Below are 15,052 nucleotides of genomic sequence, written 5' to 3'. Positions count from 1 at the left end.
TTATCTTACGCCATGGAAGAGCGGGCGGCAAGGGGCTGGCCTGACCTTGACAATACTGCGGCTTCCGGTTTTGTGATGAAAAATATATCGACGCATCCCAGGTGAAAGGAGCCTCCCATGCACCGCCTTTTCTGTCTCGCCGTGACCATTTTCTCCCTCGTCCTCCTGGCCGTCCCGGTCCGGGCTGCCGACGCTCCCAACCAGCTTGCCGGCATCACGCTCGGGGCTAATGCCGAGGATCTGCGCGACCGTCTGGATCTGGCCCGGGTTGCGCCCCTGTGGGACAAACCCTGGCTGGTGCGGGCCAATCTCAAACCCACCAAAGGTTTTACCGCCGGCTACGTTCTGCTCGGCGGTTGCTCCACCCAGAACCGGGTCGAACGCATCCGGCTGCAATACAAGGACGGCTCCAAGGCCCTGTTTGACAAGCTGACCCGCAAACTGACCGACCGCTACGGCGTGCCCCTGCCGTTGCCTGTTCCCAAGGGGGTCAAGTACAAGGGCTATCGCTGGGTGTTTGGCTCAAACAAGGCCAAAGGACTGGATATTCTGCTTGAGCATTACGAGCAGGCCGGCGAGGAAAACCCCTCCGGCAACATCATCCGTATAAGCGACAACCGGGCCATGGCCCAGGAACGGGCCTGCTACGACGCCATGATTAAGGGCGCGCCCGAACCGCAGCCGGCCTTTCCCTTGTTCGAAGTGGACGAGAACTGGCTTTTGCCGCAGTAAACACGGAGCCGGCCGGCGGTCCTGGTCACGGGTCGACAAACCGACGATTTGTTGACACAAAACCGCCGCTCGGCCTATCATCTGCCGCGTTTGCGGACCGGCCGTAACGTCGTCCGCCTGACGCCCCGGGCCGGGGTGCGACGGCATCCCGCTTCCGACACGCTCTTACTCCCAGGAGGACACGAATATGGCGATTACCATCGGCATCAACGGGTTTGGTCGTATCGGTCGGTATCTGGTCAGGCTTCTGGCCGACGATCAGGACATCACACTGGCAGCCATCAATGCCCGGGCCGACAATGCCCAGCTGGCCCATCTGCTCAAATACGATTCCGTACACGGCCGTTTTGCCGGCACCGTGGTTCCCTGCGACGAGGGCTTGATCATAAACGACCGACTCGTGAAAATCAGCCGTCACGGCGGCGGCGAATGGCGCTGGGCCGAATTGGGTTGCCGCTATGTGGTCGAGACCACGGGCAAGTTCGTTGACCGGGAGTCCTGCGAGAAGCATGGCCTGTGCGGGGCTGAAAAAGTCATCATCAGCGCCCCCGGCAAGAACGAAGACGTCACCATCGTCATGGGCGTCAATGACCACGAACTCAAGGCCGAGCACCGCATCATTTCCAATGCCTCCTGCACCACCAACTGTCTGGCCCCGGTGGCCAAGGCCCTAAACGATGCCTTCGGCATCAAGCACGGCCTCATGACCACCATCCATTCCTATACCATGAGCCAGCGCATCCTCGACGGGTCCCACAAGGACTGGCGTCGCGGCCGGGCCTGCGCCCTGTCCATGATCCCCACCACCACCGGCGCCGCCCGGGCCGTGACCAAGGTCATCCCGGCCCTGACCGGCCGCCTCGACGGCATGTCCATCCGCGTGCCCACCCCCAACGTCTCGGTGGTGGATTTCACCTGCGAACTGGAAAAACCCACAGACACCGCCGGGATGCTGGCGGTTTTGGCCGCCGCGGCCGGCGACAGCATGGGCTTTACCGACGAACCGCTTGTGTCCATCGACTTCGTGGGCGACACCCACGGCGGCGTGGTGGATTCCAAAGCCTCCCAGGTCCTGGACGGCACAATGGCCAAGGTCCTGTCCTGGTACGACAACGAAGCCGGCTTCACCCACCAGCTGGTGCGCCTGATCAAAAAGGTCGCCAGCCTGTAGACCGCTCCCAAGCCACCCGACAAACCGCCCCCGGCCCTGGCCGGCGGGCGGTTTTCCTTTTTGAAATCACTCTAAAGCAATCCCGTTCCTGGTCGATACAGTGAGCAAAGGCCAACGCCACTGCATCCCGGCCACCCGGAATCGAGGATATGCCCATGACCGCGCCGACCACCCCTGCCGCTGTTTTTTCTTCTGCCCTCGTCGTTTCGGCCAGCGACGGCCATGCCCGGGTCGACCGTGATTTCTTAAAGCGTGCCCGCATCTTCGCCGTACGCCATGCGGCCTCCGGCGCTGACGCCCTGGCGCTTCTTCGCCGCGAAGGCCCGAGCCTGATCATCTGCGACGACAAACTGTCCGACATGGACGGCCGCGACCTGATAACGGCTCTGCGCGCCGATCCCGCCCTGGCCGACATTCCGGTCATCCTCACGGCTGCCGGCGGGACCCGGGCCGATGTGCTGTCCGCCGTCAAGCTCGGCGTGGCCGGTTTTATGCTGCGCCCCTACTCCGAAGACACGTTCCACCGGCATCTGGCCATGGCGGCCCACATGACCCGATTCGCCGCGGCCGAGCGCGCCGCCCTGGGGCGGGCCGTGGCCAAGGAAAACGCCGGCGATGCCCGCGGCGCCGAACGCGCCTTTGCCGCCGTGGCCGATACGCCGGACGATGCCCCGCGCCTGTTTGAAGAAGGCATGGCCGCCTTGGCCGTGCGCGACGTGGAACGGGCCATCATGGCTTTTCACAAGGCCCTGGCCGTCAACAAGCTCTATGTCGAGGCCCATCTGGGCCTGGCCCGGGCCTGGCTGACCAAGGGGAGCCTTCGCCAATACCGCCACTACATGAAACAAGCGGCTTCGGCCTGCGCCCGGGCCCAGCGCTTTGTTGAACTGCGCGACCAATTCGTGACCCTGCTCGCCGCTGACGAGGCCGGATTCAATCCCTTCCTGGCCCTTGGCAACGAACTTGTGCGCGATCGCCACTACACCGCCGCCGTGTCGCTCTACCGGCTGGCGCTGGAGCTGGCCCCCCAAAACGCCGACGCCTACGTGGGGCTATCCAAGGCCTACCATTTCCTGCGCCGTCCCGACTTGGCCGAACGGGCCGTGCGGAAAGGACTGCGCCTCAACGAACGGCACCCCGAAGCCAGAATCATCCATCGCCGCCTGACCGGAAAAACCGACGAAGCCATAGCCCCCCTTGCCGCCGACACAGCCCAGGGACCGTCTCTGCCCCTGCTCCTGCGCGGCGTGCTCTATCTGGCCGGACTGGCGACTGAGACGCTTGTGCGTTCACGCCGCCAAGCCAAGGCCGCCTGATCAAGACAATAGCGCCACTCCCGCTGACCATAGATTGCCTTGCCGCCAAAAGTGGGGCATACGTTGGGAGAGGCGAATGGGCCGCTGCGGGAGGAACACCATGTCAGACGCCGTCACCCCGGCCGGACACACAGAATCCGGACCGCCAGGTCATTTCGAAGCGTCTCCGCCGGGCCATATTGAAGCGACGCCGGCCGGCACGGTGACTCCGTCCCCGCCAGGCGTCGTCCAGACAACGCCGCCAACTGGTCCCTTCGATGTCCAGCCGGCCGGGCATGTCGACACGGCCCCGGCCGGCAGTGTTACGCCGGCTGTCGCCGGTGCGGTGGAAGTCACCCAAGGCGGCATCGTCAACATCCGGCTCTAGGCTCCGATCCTGCCTCACGGAGGCCGCAGGCCGACAACCCCCTGGTTATTGCATGCAACACCTTCGCCCAAGCATCCTCCTGCTTTTCTCCTTGGTTTTGTGTCTGTCCCTGTTGGCCTGCTCCAGCACGCACAATCCCTGGTACCCTCAGGATCAGGAGCAGTATCTGGCTGAAAAGATCAAGTCCAACCGCAACGCCTATCTGCGCTACAGCCAGGCCGAAGAAGACGCTCGCAAGGACGGTATGGCCGAAGCCGTTGAACAGTTTGGGCGGGCCAAGGAAAGTGCCCGCCAGGAACTGGCGCGCTACGAAGCCGAACTGGCTGCCTATCAAAGCTCCAAGGGAACATCTGCGCATAAGCCAACGCCCTGAAGCGTCGCGCCTTTCCAACTTTCATGGTGCCGGCCGTCGCGCCAGTCCATGTCTTGTCGAGCTGAAAAAGCCCGAATTCCCTGAACCCCAAGGTGTACGGCTTGGTCCGATTTCTGCTGGGGGACAGCAGTGTCGTCTGCTTGCTCACCTCATGCGGAGTTCTGTATGCCCCGTTGTCTCATCGTTCTCCTGTCCGTCCTCATCCTGTCTTTCGCCCTGCCCACTCCAGCTCCCGCCCTTGACGGCGTCACCGTGACCTTCGCCGTCATCCAAGATTGGACCTCGGGCTTTGAGGCCAATGTGACCCTGCGCAACACTTCCGGCAGCACGCTGCGCGACTGGAGACTGACCTTCCGGTTGGCCGGGACCATCAACAGTATCTGGAACGGCCAGCGTCTGGCCGACCAGGACGGCGCCGTGGTCGTCGCCCCGGCCTCCTGGAACAGCGACATTGCTCCGGGCGGGTCGGTGACCGTGGGATTTACGGCCAGCCCAGGCGGCACGGCCCCCACGGATGTGGCCGTCAGCGGCGCCTGGTGCGATGCCTGCGCCGTAATACCACCGCCCGTTTTGCCGGGAACCGCCGACTACCGCATCACTGCGGACCGCGATGCCGATACCTTTGTTCTGGGGCAAAGCGACCCCTTGCAGATCCATGTGCGCACCGGCCAAAGCCGTACCTTTGCCTTTGATCGGGCCATTACCGGAGTCGTGTCCAGGAATCCGGCTGCAGCCGCCGTGACCATCGCCGATGGCCGGTTAACGGCCCAAGGGCTGGTCCCGGGCCGAACCGGACTGGCCCTGACCTTTGCCGACGGCACAAGGTGTTTCATGGGTCTTCGGATCGACGCCGCGGGCGGCAGTCTGCCCGGACTGCCGGGTCCGGTTGCCGTCGGCTCGGTATCGGAGGATTCGGATGCCGATCTCGCGTTCTGGCGCAACCACGTCGCCGGTCCCAAAGGCACCCGGGCCGATATCCGCTACATCTACATCAACGGCGGCCCCATTGCCGGCTGGAAATCCTGGGACCCGGACCGGGCCGTCTCTTTTGCCAAAGAGAGTCTGGCGCTTGGGCTTGTCCCGTTCTTCGTCTTCTACAACATCCCCGACGGAGGAGAGAGCTACACCACCGACCTTGAACATGTACAAAACGCCGACTACATGGCTGCCTACTACAGCAACCTGACCACGTTTCTTTCCGAAACAACCGCGGTCATGCAGGGGGAACTCTACGGCGTCATCCTGGAACCGGATTTTCTTGGCTACCTGCAGCAAAACTCCGGCCTGCCGCCATCCGCCATTGCCACGGCCGACGGAACGGTTCCCGACACCGTGCAGCGCATCAATGCCGCCATCCGGGGAAACGGCGGCAATGTCCTGTTCGGCTGGCAACTCAATCTGTGGGCCTCGCCTACGGCTACCGGCGGAAAAGGCGTCATCCGCCGCACCGATGACGACGACCAGGGCTGGACGGCCGGACGGGCCACCATCGTGGCCGCTGCCCGGGAAATCGCCGCCTATGCCATGGCGGCCGGCATCCTTTCCAGCCAGGCTGATTTCGTGTCCATCGACAAGTACGGCCTGGACGCCGGCATCAGTTCCCCGGCCGACCCGGCCAAGTCCACCTGGTTTTGGAACAGCGACCACTGGAACAATTATCTGCTGTTTGCCCAGACCCTTGGCGAGGCCGCCGGCAGGCCCATGGTCCTGTGGCAACTGCCTGTGGGCCACATAAACGGCTCCACCCGGATCAGCGCCCGCACCGGCGCGGCCTTTGCAACGCTCGCCAACACCTCGCAGCACTACGAGGACAGCACCGCGACCTTTTTCTTTGGCGACACCCTGACCGAACCTTCCAGCCTGCGAGCCGCCTATTTTGCCCAGAACCGGGCGGCGGACGCCGGGTTGTCCGCCAATGGCCAGTCGGTGGTCTGGAGTGAACATATCGGCATCCTGCCGAGCCACGGCATCATTGCCGCCCTGTTTGGGGCCGGCGTCGGCGACAGCACCGACGGCCTGGGCCAGCCGCCAACCGACGACTGGTTCTGGATTCAGGCGCTTCAGGACTATTATCTGGCCCACCCGGTCGTTGTACAGACGACGACGGCTTTACCGGCCGTGTCCCTGCTCCTTGGCCAGTAGACGGCGATACCGTTTGGCCCTCGCATCACAAGGCAGGCGTGGCCTGTGGCTGCATCTGCCCGCCAGCTCCGCGACAAGGGCGTCCGGCCTGCGGACGCAAAAAAGGCCGCTCCGGATCGGAGCGGCCTTTGCCTTGCATATCGTCTGCCCGCCGGAGACTAAGCCCTGGCGGCGTTGACCCGGGGTCCGGCCGCCGGTGCGGGAGCCTCGGGTTTGTTGAGTCCCGAACCCAGATCCAGCAGGATCGGGCTGGCCACAAAAATCGAAGAATAGGTGCCGGCCAGGATGCCGATCAGCATGGCCAAGGCGAAATCGTGAATAACCGCACCGCCAAAGAAGTACAGGCAGGCGACGGTCATAAGCGTTGTCCCGGCCGTCAGGATGGTGCGCGAAAGAGTCTCGTTGACGCTTTGGTTGATGACCTGCTCAAAGGGTGCGGACTTGTCGGTATGGCGCAGCTTTTCCCGTATCCGGTCGTAGACGATAATGGTGTCGTTGAGCGAATAGCCAAGGATGGTCAGGAGTGCGGCCACAATGGTCAGATCGAACTCCTTATCCAACAGGGAAAAGATGCTGATGGTGATGAACACGTCATGCAGATCGGCCACCACTGCACCCAGGGCGTATTTGAGGCGCATGACGAAGCACAGGGCCATGGTGATGGCCATGGCCGCGACAATGAGCCACACCGTCGAGGCTCCGGTGAGCTTGAGCAGATAGATGCCGGCGGAAAGACCGGCCGCCATGAGGCCGGCCGCCATCCAGCGTTGCTCAAAGCGCCCGGAAATATAGATGGCGATCAAAAGCACCGAATAGAAGATGGCTTCCAGGGCCTTGCCGCGCAAATCCGCGCCAACCTTGGGACCGACCATCTCCAGGCGTTGGACGGAATAGCCCGAATCGGGAAGATTTTTGGCCAAGGCGGTCTCAATGCCGGTGCGCACCGTCTCCTGGTTGACCTCGTGATCCGAGGCCCGGATCAAAAACTCGTTGGCGTCGTCCTGGCCGAAGCGCTGGACCACGACGTTTTTAAGCCCCACCTCGTCCACGGCCTTGGCAATGCTCTCCACGTCCATGGTCTTGGCAAAGCGCACCTGGATGGACAGACCGCCGGAAAAATCCACGCCGAAACGCGGACCGCCTTTGACGGCCAGGGACACAAAGCCGGCCAGGATGATGGCCGCCGAAAAAAGGTAGGCCAGCTTCCGGTACTTCAGAAAATTGATGTTCGTGCCGGGCCGTATCAGCTCCAGAACCATCGTCTCCCCCTGTTGGATTGGTAGCGGGATTGGCGGGCGGGGCGGCAGCAATGCCGGTTGCCCCGCCCGGCCCGGAAAGGCGTTGCAGCTTCCGTCAAATACACGGGCCTTGTCAAGCCGCCCAGCCGGGACAGGACTCCCGGCCGGGCGCAGACTCAGCGCATGTATTTGAGAAAAGGGCTTTCCGGGGTGAGAAACAGCCGGGTATTGTGGGCAAAGGACTTCTGGTAGGCTTCAAGGCTTCGGGTGAAGCCAAAAAACTCCGGCGACTTGCTGACAGCCTCGGCCCACACGGACGCCGCTTCGGCATCCCCCTGCCCGCGCAGGATTTCAGCCTGCCGTTCAGCCTCGGCCAGCAGGATGGCCCGATCTTTGTTTGCGCCGGATTTGATCTTTTCCATCTCCTCCGAGCCTTCGGAACGGTAGAGTTTGGCTTGCCGTTCGCGTTCAGCTTTCATCCGTCCGTAGATGGCCTGGGCGTTTTCCGCCGGCAGATCCGTGCGTTTGATGCGGACATCAACCACCTCAAGCCCATAGGGCGACAGGATCTGCGAGGATTTTTTCGTCACTTCGCCCATGATGATCTCCCGCTTTTCCGACACCACGTCGAGCAGCGTGTACTGGCCGAGGGCCACACGCAATTCGGCGTAAATGATGTCGTCGAGGCGGGCGTTGGCCCGGTCAACCGTGCGCAAGGTCCGGTAGAAAAGCAGCGGATCGGTAATGCGCCAGCGGGCGTAATTGTCCACGACCAGATTTTTCTTGTCCAGCGTCAGGATCTCGGCCGCCTTGGCGTCGTACTCGAGCAGTCTGGCGTCGAAAAAGACCACGTTTTGAATGAAAGGAATCTTGGCGTGCAGCCCCGGCAGGATGGGACCGGCCACAGGTTTGCCGAGCTGGAGCACAATGGCCGTCTCGGTCTGGTCCACCACGTAGACGCTCTGGGAAGCGGTCACAGCGGCCAGAAAGGCCAGGACAGCGCCGATAACGAGGGAAGTCTTCACTGGGCGCCTCCCTTGGGCTTGGCCGCCGGGGCGTCCTGGGGACGCGGGGCCGGGCGCATGGCCTCCAGCGGCAGATAGGGAACAGCCTGGCGTGCCGCTTCATCGCTCATGATGAGTTTTTCAAGCTCGGGGTTGGTCAGCAGGGTTTCCATGCCTTCGATGAAAAGGCGCTGCCGGGTCACGGCCGGGGCCTTGTCGAATTCGGTCCGCAGGGCCGTGAAGCGGTCCGCTCCGCCCTTGGCCCGGCGAATGACCTGCTCCTTGTAAGCGCCGGCTTCGTTTAAAATGGCGGCAGCCCGGCCTCGGGCCTTGGGAATGATGTCGTTATAGTAAGCGTCGGCCTCGTTGACGAGACGAATCTTGTCTTCCCTGGCGCTGGCCACGTCCTTGAAGGCATCCACGACTTCCTTGGGCGGATGCACGTCCTGAAGCTGCACAGCCACGACATCCACGCCGCAGCCGTAGCGCGCGAGCATTTCCTGGAGCAGTGCCCGGGTGTCGTCTTGCACCTTGACCTTGCCGGCCGTCAGCACCGTGTCAATTTTGGCGTCGCCGATGACTTGGCGCATAGCCGCTTCGGCGGCGCTTTTGACCGTCTCAACCGGGTGGGCCACTCGAAAAAGAAAGTCCACGGGATTGCTGATCTGATACTGGACGATAAACTGCACATCCACGATGTTTTCATCCCCGGTGAGCATGAGCGATTCTTCTGGAACCGCCCGATACGGGGAGGTCAGGCCGTCGCGGGTCGTGGCGCGGAAGCCCACCTCCACCCGGCGCACCTGGGAAACCTTCGGGGTCTTTACGGTCTCCATCGGAAACGGTAAATGGTAATGCGGCCCAGGTCCCGTGGAATAGGCATACGCGCCGAAACGCTGCACAACGCCTGCCTCATCCGGCTCCACGATGTAAATGCCGCTCGCCAGCCATAAAAGGACCAGCACGGCCACAATGATTTTTGGGCCGCCGGGCAGCCGTTTTTTGATATCCGACAGTCTGTCGGCCAAGTCCTCGCCAAGCCGCCCGGGTTCCGGTATCGGAGATCCTTGGCGGCGTTTTTGCTCGGAGAGCTTGTCCCAGTCCCAGTTCATCATTGGGGCATAGGGGAGAAACAGGGCCGAGGTCAAGAAAAGCCGGCCCCAGCAAGACGATGCCATGAAGACGACGACATTTTCAAGGAGACAGCATGAAGCCTATTTTGCCAGGGCCATTCCGGGCTTATGACATCAGAGGTCTGGTTGACATTGATTTCGACGATCAATGGGTGGAACGCCTGGGCCGGGCCCTGGGAACATTTTTTCTGCGACGCGGCCAACAGCAGGCCGTGGTCGGGCACGACTGTCGGCTGACCTCTCCGGGCTATCAGGCTCGGCTGGCCGCCGGACTGGCGGCCTGCGGCGTGGATGTGGTGTGCCTTGGCATGGTGCCAAGCCCGGTCTTTTACTATGCGGTCAAGGCCCTTGGCCGCAAAGCCGGAGCCATTGTCACTGCCAGCCACAACCCATCGGAATTCAACGGGTTTAAAATATGGTCCGGCGAGAGCACCATCCATACTGACGATATCCGCGAAATTTACGACATTATGGCCTCTGGCGAATTCATCTCGGGCGTGGGCATTATTTGCGAGCACGACATCCGGCCATCCTATATCGAACGCGTCTCCGAACAGATGGTGCTGCCCCGGGCAGTCACTGTGGTTGTTGACGGCGGCAACGGGGCCGGCGGGCTGGTGTGCTGCGAGGTGTTGCGCCAGACCGGGGCCAGAGTCATTCCCCTGTATTGCGAGCCGGATGGCCGCTTTCCCAACCACCATCCCGATCCGGTCATCCACGCCAACGTAGCCGATCTGGCTGCCCGGGTGGTGGCCGAAGGCGCGGATTTCGGCGTGGGCCTGGACGGCGACGCCGACCGCATCGGCGTGGTGGACGGGACCGGCCGGCTGCTCTACGGCGACCAGTTGCTGGCCATCTATGCCCGGGCGGTGTTGGCCAACCACCCCGGCGCCACCATCATCGGCGAGGTCAAGTGCAGCCATCTGCTCTACAAGGATATCGCCGCCCACGGCGGGGAGCCGGTCATGGCCCCCACCGGCCACTCGCTCATCAAGTCCAAGATGCGCGAGACCGGCGCAACCCTGGCCGGGGAAATGAGCGGTCACATGTTTTTCGCCGACCGCTACTATGGCTTTGACGACGCCATTTATGCCAGCGCCCGATTGGCTGAAATCGTGGCCGCCTCGGGGACGCGCCTCGAATCCATGCTGGACGACTGGCCGGCCACGGTCAACACGCCGGAAATCCGGGTGGACTGTCCCGACGCCGTCAAATTCGCCGTGGTGGAAAAGGCCAAAGCCTATTTCGCCTCGGGCTATGACGTCATCGACGTGGACGGCGTGCGCCTGACCTTTCCCGACGGCTGGGGCCTGCTGCGGGCCTCCAATACCCAACCGGCCCTGGTGGTGCGGTTCGAGGCGGAAACCGAGGCCCGGCTGGCCGAAATCCGCCGGCTCATCGAGGAGCCGGTGGCGGCCTGGATCGCCGAACTCAGTTAGGTCCCGTTCCGGGATATGCGCCACTCCCCGACGGCCGCTGCCTTGCTTGACCGGCAGCGGCCGCCGGGGCCACAAGGCCCCGACCATGGAGGAGATCATGCCCAAAGCCTTCTCCGCTGCCCTGCCCTGCTCTGTTCTCGTCCTGGCAGCCATCCTGGCCGTCGCTGCCCCGGCCCGGGGCCAGGACTACCACCCCAATCCCGCCCTGGGCGAATTCCTGGCCAAAAAGGAGTACATCCGCAGCAAAACCAATCCCGGCGGCAAGAGCATTCTGGAAAATAGCTGCATCTACAGGGACAGCTTTTCCTTGAGTCCCTCGGAAGACGTGTTGGACCACTGCGACGTGGCCGCTGCCACAGCCCGGTTCACGAGCAAAAACGGCCTGCCGGCCCTTGTCACAGACGCTCCAGGCGGCAAGAAAGTTCTGGAATATCATTTGCTGCACAACGAGAACAGCTATCACGTCAAGCTCTATATCGGTTGCGCCGCAGCGAAAACAGAGCTCTTTGCCATGGTGGAGTGCAAGGTTGAAAAGAATAGGGCCAAACCCGGGCCGCCGCCAGACAATCGCCCCTTATGGCAAAAACTGATGCCCAAATAGCCCGGTCTGACGCCCGTTCCCCCCAGCGCCGTGAAAACCCGCACACCCTGCGTTGCCGCAACCGGAAGCAAAGTCCTGCGCAGGGCACGCTGTCCGTCGTACGACGAGCGTATGCTCTGAACATCCAGGCAGGCAGGCGGCAGCCATTTGCTCCCACCGCCAAATACCGCTATACGACGGGTAACTCAGCTTATCGGATACAATCGAATGCGCATATTCAAATGGCTCTTCCTCCTCGTCGTCCTTGTCGGCGGCGGCCTGTATGCCTACAAACAGTACGTAAAAAAACCCGACCCGCCCAAGGTCATCGCCACAGCCGAAGCCGCCATGGGCAACGTGCGCAAGGTGCTTGAGGCGACGGGCATCATCAAGGCCCAGGTCGGGGCCATCGTCAAAATCGGAGCCCGGGCCACGGGCACCATTAAAGAAATGAACGTCAAGGTTGGCGACGAGGTCAAAAAAGACCAGCTCATCGCGGTCATCGACTCCCGGGAACTGCGCTCCCAGCTCGACGAGGCCGAAGCCAAGCTGGCCAGGGCCAAGGCCGAACTATCCCAGGTTGAAACCGTTTATCCCAAGCGCATCGCCGAGGCCGAAGCCGAACTGCGCCTGTCCCAGGCCAAGTATGACTATGCCGCTTCCAGCCTGAAACGCCAGGACGAGTTGTTTAAAAAGGAGCTCGTGGCCCGGGACGTCCTTGACGCCGCCCGCCGCGATTCCCTGGTCAGCCAAAACGAGGTCCTGGCCCGGGAGGCTTCGCTCGTGCGGGTGCGGACCGAATTTGAAAAGGAAGCCATCAAGGCCCAGAAGGGCAAGGAAGAAGCGCAAGCGGTCATCGACTCGGTCAATACCAAAATTTCCTACACGAGTATTGTCAGCCCCATCGACGGCGTGGTGGCCTTTGTCACCTCCCAGGCCGGGGAAACCGTGGTGGCCGGCTTGCAGGTGGCCAACCTCATCACCGTGCTCGACCCCAGCCGCCTGGAAATGTGGATTTACGTCGATGAGACCGACGTGGGCCAGGTAAAGCCCGGAATGCCTGTGGAATTTCGCGTGGACAGCTACCCTGGCGCAACATTTAAGGGCAGTGTGGACCAGATTTATCCCCAGCCGGAAATTCGCGACAACATCGTCTATTATCAGGCCCTGGTGCGCCTTGACCCCGTGGAATCGGCCAAATTGCGCCCGGAAATGACCACCCAGTGCCAGATCGTGGTCAAAGAGAAAAAGGATGTGCTGATCATCCCCAACGCGGCTCTCAAATGGATCGGCGACCGGCAGGTGGTCTTTGCCGTCCTGGCTGGCGGCGGCGTGCGCGAGGTGCAGCCCAAGCTCGGTCTTGAAGGATTAAACGAGACCGAGATTCTCGAAGGGCTAAGCCCAGGCGAGCCGGTGGCCACCCAGATTGTGCTTCCGGGCTTGGTCGCGCCGACCGCAAACGCCCCCAAACCCAATCGGCCGGGAACCAATCGATGACCATCCAGGCGGCCCCATCGGGCCGGCCCGCCGGTGACGAGCCGCTTATCCGGCTCACCGACGTGACCCGGGCCTACGTCATGGGCGGGGTAAGCCATACCGTGCTCTCCGGGGTCAGCCTGGACATCGCGCCCGGAGAATTCGCCGCCATCATGGGTCCCTCCGGTTCAGGCAAGTCCACCCTGCTCCATATCCTGGGCCTGCTCGACCGGCCGACCTCCGGCAGCTACCGACTCGGCGGTTTGGAAACGGGAACCCTTGGCGACGACGCCCTTTCCGGTCTTCGAAACCAAGCCATCGGCTTCGTTTTCCAGAGCTTTTACCTTATTCCCTATGCCACGGCCCTGGACAACGTCCTGTTGCCGGGCCTCTACAGCAACACGTCGCGCGCAGCCCTGACCCGTCGGGCCATGGAATTGCTTGACAAGGTCGGACTGACCGCCCAGGCCCAGCACAAGCCCTCCCAGCTCTCCGGCGGCCAGCAGCAGCGGGTGGCCCTGGCCCGTTCGCTGATAAACGATCCCGACCTTATTTTGGCCGACGAGCCCACCGGCCAGCTCGACTCGGCCACCAGCGCCGAAATCATGGAGCTGCTCGCCGTCATCAACCGCGACGCCGGCAAGACGGTCATTGTCGTCACCCACGACGACGCAACCGCCGGCTACGCCCGCCGGCAGATTCTTGTCCATGACGGCCGTGTGGCGCAGGATTAGCCGCGGTCCACGCCTGTTGTGGCGCTTGCAGCGCATGGCCTGGCTGGCGCTTTTTGCCCACAAGGCCCGCAGCCTCTTTGTCGTGGCCGCCGTGGCCATGGGCATAGCGGCCCTGACCGTCATTGTCGCTTCCGTGGACGGCGCACGGCGAAAAGCCCTGGAAATTGTAGATTTTTTTGGCCCGGACGCCGTCCTGGTCCTTGGCGGCGATATTGAAAACCGGCCTGTGGGCCAGCGCGTCAATACCCTCACTTGGTCCGACGCCCGGGCCATCGCCCGTTCCCTGCCCGGGGCCTATGCCGTGCTGCCCATGCGGTCGGTGCGGGCTGTGACGCTCAAATACGGCAATAAGAACTACGAGACGCCCACCGTGGTCGGGGCGACCGAAGACTATGCCCAGACCTGGAACTGGCCCCTGTCCGAAGGGCGCGACCTGTCGGCCGACGACGTCAAGTATGGGGCCAAGGTGGCGCTTATCGGCGACGTTCCGGCCCGGGAACTCTTCGGCGAGGCCTCGCCGGTCGGACGCACGGTCATGGTCAAAAACCTGCCTGTACAGATCATCGGACGCCTGTCCTACCGGGGCTTTACCGGCGGCGGGTCGGATACGTCCGTGGACGACCGGATGATCATGCCCATCACCACCCTGACCCAGCGCTTCAACCTGAACCGCAGCTACTTTCGGGGCCTTCGCGTCCGGTTCCACGACCCGGAGCTGATCGATGCGCACAAGGACAATCTACGTGCCCTGCTGCGTCATGAGCACAAGCTCGGCCCCACCCAGCCCGATGATTTCACACTGCTCTCAGCCAGTGAAATCCTTAAATTCCTGACGGCCTTTACCGGCGGTCTGGTGGCTTTTCTCGGCCTTACGGCCGGTGTGGCCATTTTGGTTGGCGGCTTTGTCCTGGCCAATCTCATGTTTCTCGGAGTGAGCGAACGGCGGGTGGAGATCGGCCTTCGAAAGGCTGTTGGGGCCACCTCCACGGCGATCATGGTTCAGTTTCTCTCCGAGGCCGTCTACCTGACCCTGACCGGCGCGGTCTTCGGCATTGGCCTCGGCGTGGCCCTGGGCGAGTCCTTGTCGCGTCTGGGCTTGCTGGAACTGCGCCTGTCGCCCAAGATCTTCGTGTTGTCCCTGGCTGCCGCCCTGGCCATCGCCCTGGTGTTCGGGCTGCGCCCAGCCCGCAAGGCGGCCACGCTCGATCCCATCGACGCCCTGCGTGGCGGCGGCGAGTAACGGTTTCCCCACCCCCGTTTTCCAGACCGCCGCCCCAGACCGGAAGGGACCGTCTTGCGCCCGGCCTGAAGCCTCTCCCGACGCCTAAGCACACAGGGTAAGCCGCC

14 protein-coding genes are annotated in these 15,052 nt (G+C 62.8%); 11 read left to right on the top strand and 3 right to left on the bottom strand.

Features of this window, described 5'->3' with window-relative positions; all coding sequences use genetic code 11:
* The first annotated feature begins 117 nt into the window (after positions 1–117).
* The 6 genes from NY78_RS14795 (at position 118) to NY78_RS14770 (ending at position 6,101) form a co-directional block, all read left to right on the top strand.
* Complete coding sequence (locus tag NY78_RS14795) at positions 118–732, top strand: hypothetical protein (protein ID WP_047960213.1); 615 nt, start codon at positions 118–120, stop codon at positions 730–732.
* A 187-nt stretch (positions 733–919) separates the two neighbouring features.
* Entirely contained in the window at positions 920–1,903 is a 984-nt protein-coding gene (gap, locus tag NY78_RS14790) for a type I glyceraldehyde-3-phosphate dehydrogenase (protein ID WP_043637538.1), read from the top strand.
* Between the two features lie 155 nt (positions 1,904–2,058).
* Entirely contained in the window at positions 2,059–3,219 is a 1,161-nt protein-coding gene (locus NY78_RS14785) for a response regulator (protein ID WP_043637616.1), read from the top strand.
* A 100-nt stretch (positions 3,220–3,319) separates the two neighbouring features.
* On the top strand, positions 3,320–3,586 hold the full coding sequence (locus NY78_RS14780) for a hypothetical protein (protein WP_043637535.1): 267 nt from the start codon (positions 3,320–3,322) through the stop codon (positions 3,584–3,586).
* Positions 3,587–3,638: 52 nt separating this feature from the next.
* Positions 3,639–3,959: a hypothetical protein gene (locus tag NY78_RS14775; RefSeq protein WP_043637533.1), complete on the top strand. Its 321-nt coding sequence runs from the start codon at positions 3,639–3,641 to the stop codon at positions 3,957–3,959.
* Between the two features lie 165 nt (positions 3,960–4,124).
* Positions 4,125–6,101 carry a cellulose binding domain-containing protein gene (locus NY78_RS14770; RefSeq protein WP_043637531.1) on the top strand — a complete coding sequence of 659 codons (1,977 nt, stop codon included), beginning with the start codon at positions 4,125–4,127 and terminating at the stop codon, positions 6,099–6,101.
* Between the two features lie 158 nt (positions 6,102–6,259).
* On the opposite strand, the gene secF is transcribed toward NY78_RS14770, so the two are convergent.
* From secF to hflK, 3 genes are all read right to left on the bottom strand, one after another.
* Complete coding sequence (secF, locus tag NY78_RS14765; RefSeq protein WP_043637528.1) at positions 6,260–7,360, bottom strand: protein translocase subunit SecF; 1,101 nt, start codon at positions 7,358–7,360, stop codon at positions 6,260–6,262.
* Positions 7,361–7,515: 155 nt separating this feature from the next.
* A complete protein-coding gene (gene hflC / locus NY78_RS14760; protein ID WP_043637527.1) occupies positions 7,516–8,364 on the bottom strand; it encodes a protease modulator HflC in 849 nt (282 codons plus the stop codon).
* On the bottom strand, positions 8,361–9,455 hold the full coding sequence (hflK, locus tag NY78_RS14755) for an FtsH protease activity modulator HflK (RefSeq protein ID WP_043637615.1): 1,095 nt from the start codon (positions 9,453–9,455) through the stop codon (positions 8,361–8,363). Before hflK ends, hflC begins: the two co-directional genes overlap by 4 nt.
* A gap of 95 nt (positions 9,456–9,550) precedes the next feature.
* Between hflK and NY78_RS14750 the strand changes: the two genes are divergently transcribed.
* The 5 genes from NY78_RS14750 to NY78_RS14730 all read left to right on the top strand — a co-directional run bounded on the left by NY78_RS14750 (position 9,551) and on the right by NY78_RS14730 (position 14,945).
* Complete coding sequence (locus NY78_RS14750) at positions 9,551–10,915, top strand: phosphomannomutase/phosphoglucomutase (RefSeq protein ID WP_043637526.1); 1,365 nt, start codon at positions 9,551–9,553, stop codon at positions 10,913–10,915.
* Between the two features lie 97 nt (positions 10,916–11,012).
* Entirely contained in the window at positions 11,013–11,516 is a 504-nt protein-coding gene (locus tag NY78_RS14745) for a hypothetical protein (protein ID WP_043637614.1), read from the top strand.
* Positions 11,517–11,723: 207 nt separating this feature from the next.
* A complete protein-coding gene (locus tag NY78_RS14740) occupies positions 11,724–12,992 on the top strand; it encodes an efflux RND transporter periplasmic adaptor subunit (RefSeq protein ID WP_043637523.1) in 1,269 nt (422 codons plus the stop codon).
* On the top strand, positions 12,989–13,705 hold the full coding sequence (locus tag NY78_RS14735) for an ABC transporter ATP-binding protein (RefSeq protein ID WP_043637521.1): 717 nt from the start codon (positions 12,989–12,991) through the stop codon (positions 13,703–13,705). Before NY78_RS14740 ends, NY78_RS14735 begins: the two co-directional genes overlap by 4 nt.
* Positions 13,680–14,945, top strand: a complete 1,266-nt coding sequence (locus NY78_RS14730; protein WP_043637519.1) for an ABC transporter permease — start codon at positions 13,680–13,682, stop codon at positions 14,943–14,945. Before NY78_RS14735 ends, NY78_RS14730 begins: the two co-directional genes overlap by 26 nt.
* The last annotated feature ends 107 nt before the right edge of the window (positions 14,946–15,052 follow it).

The sequence above is a fragment of the Desulfovibrio sp. TomC genome (genome assembly GCF_000801335.2).
Lineage (GTDB): Bacteria > Desulfobacterota > Desulfovibrionia > Desulfovibrionales > Desulfovibrionaceae > Solidesulfovibrio.
Note: the sequence above shows the minus strand (reverse complement) of the source record. Positions and strands in the feature narration are given on the sequence as shown.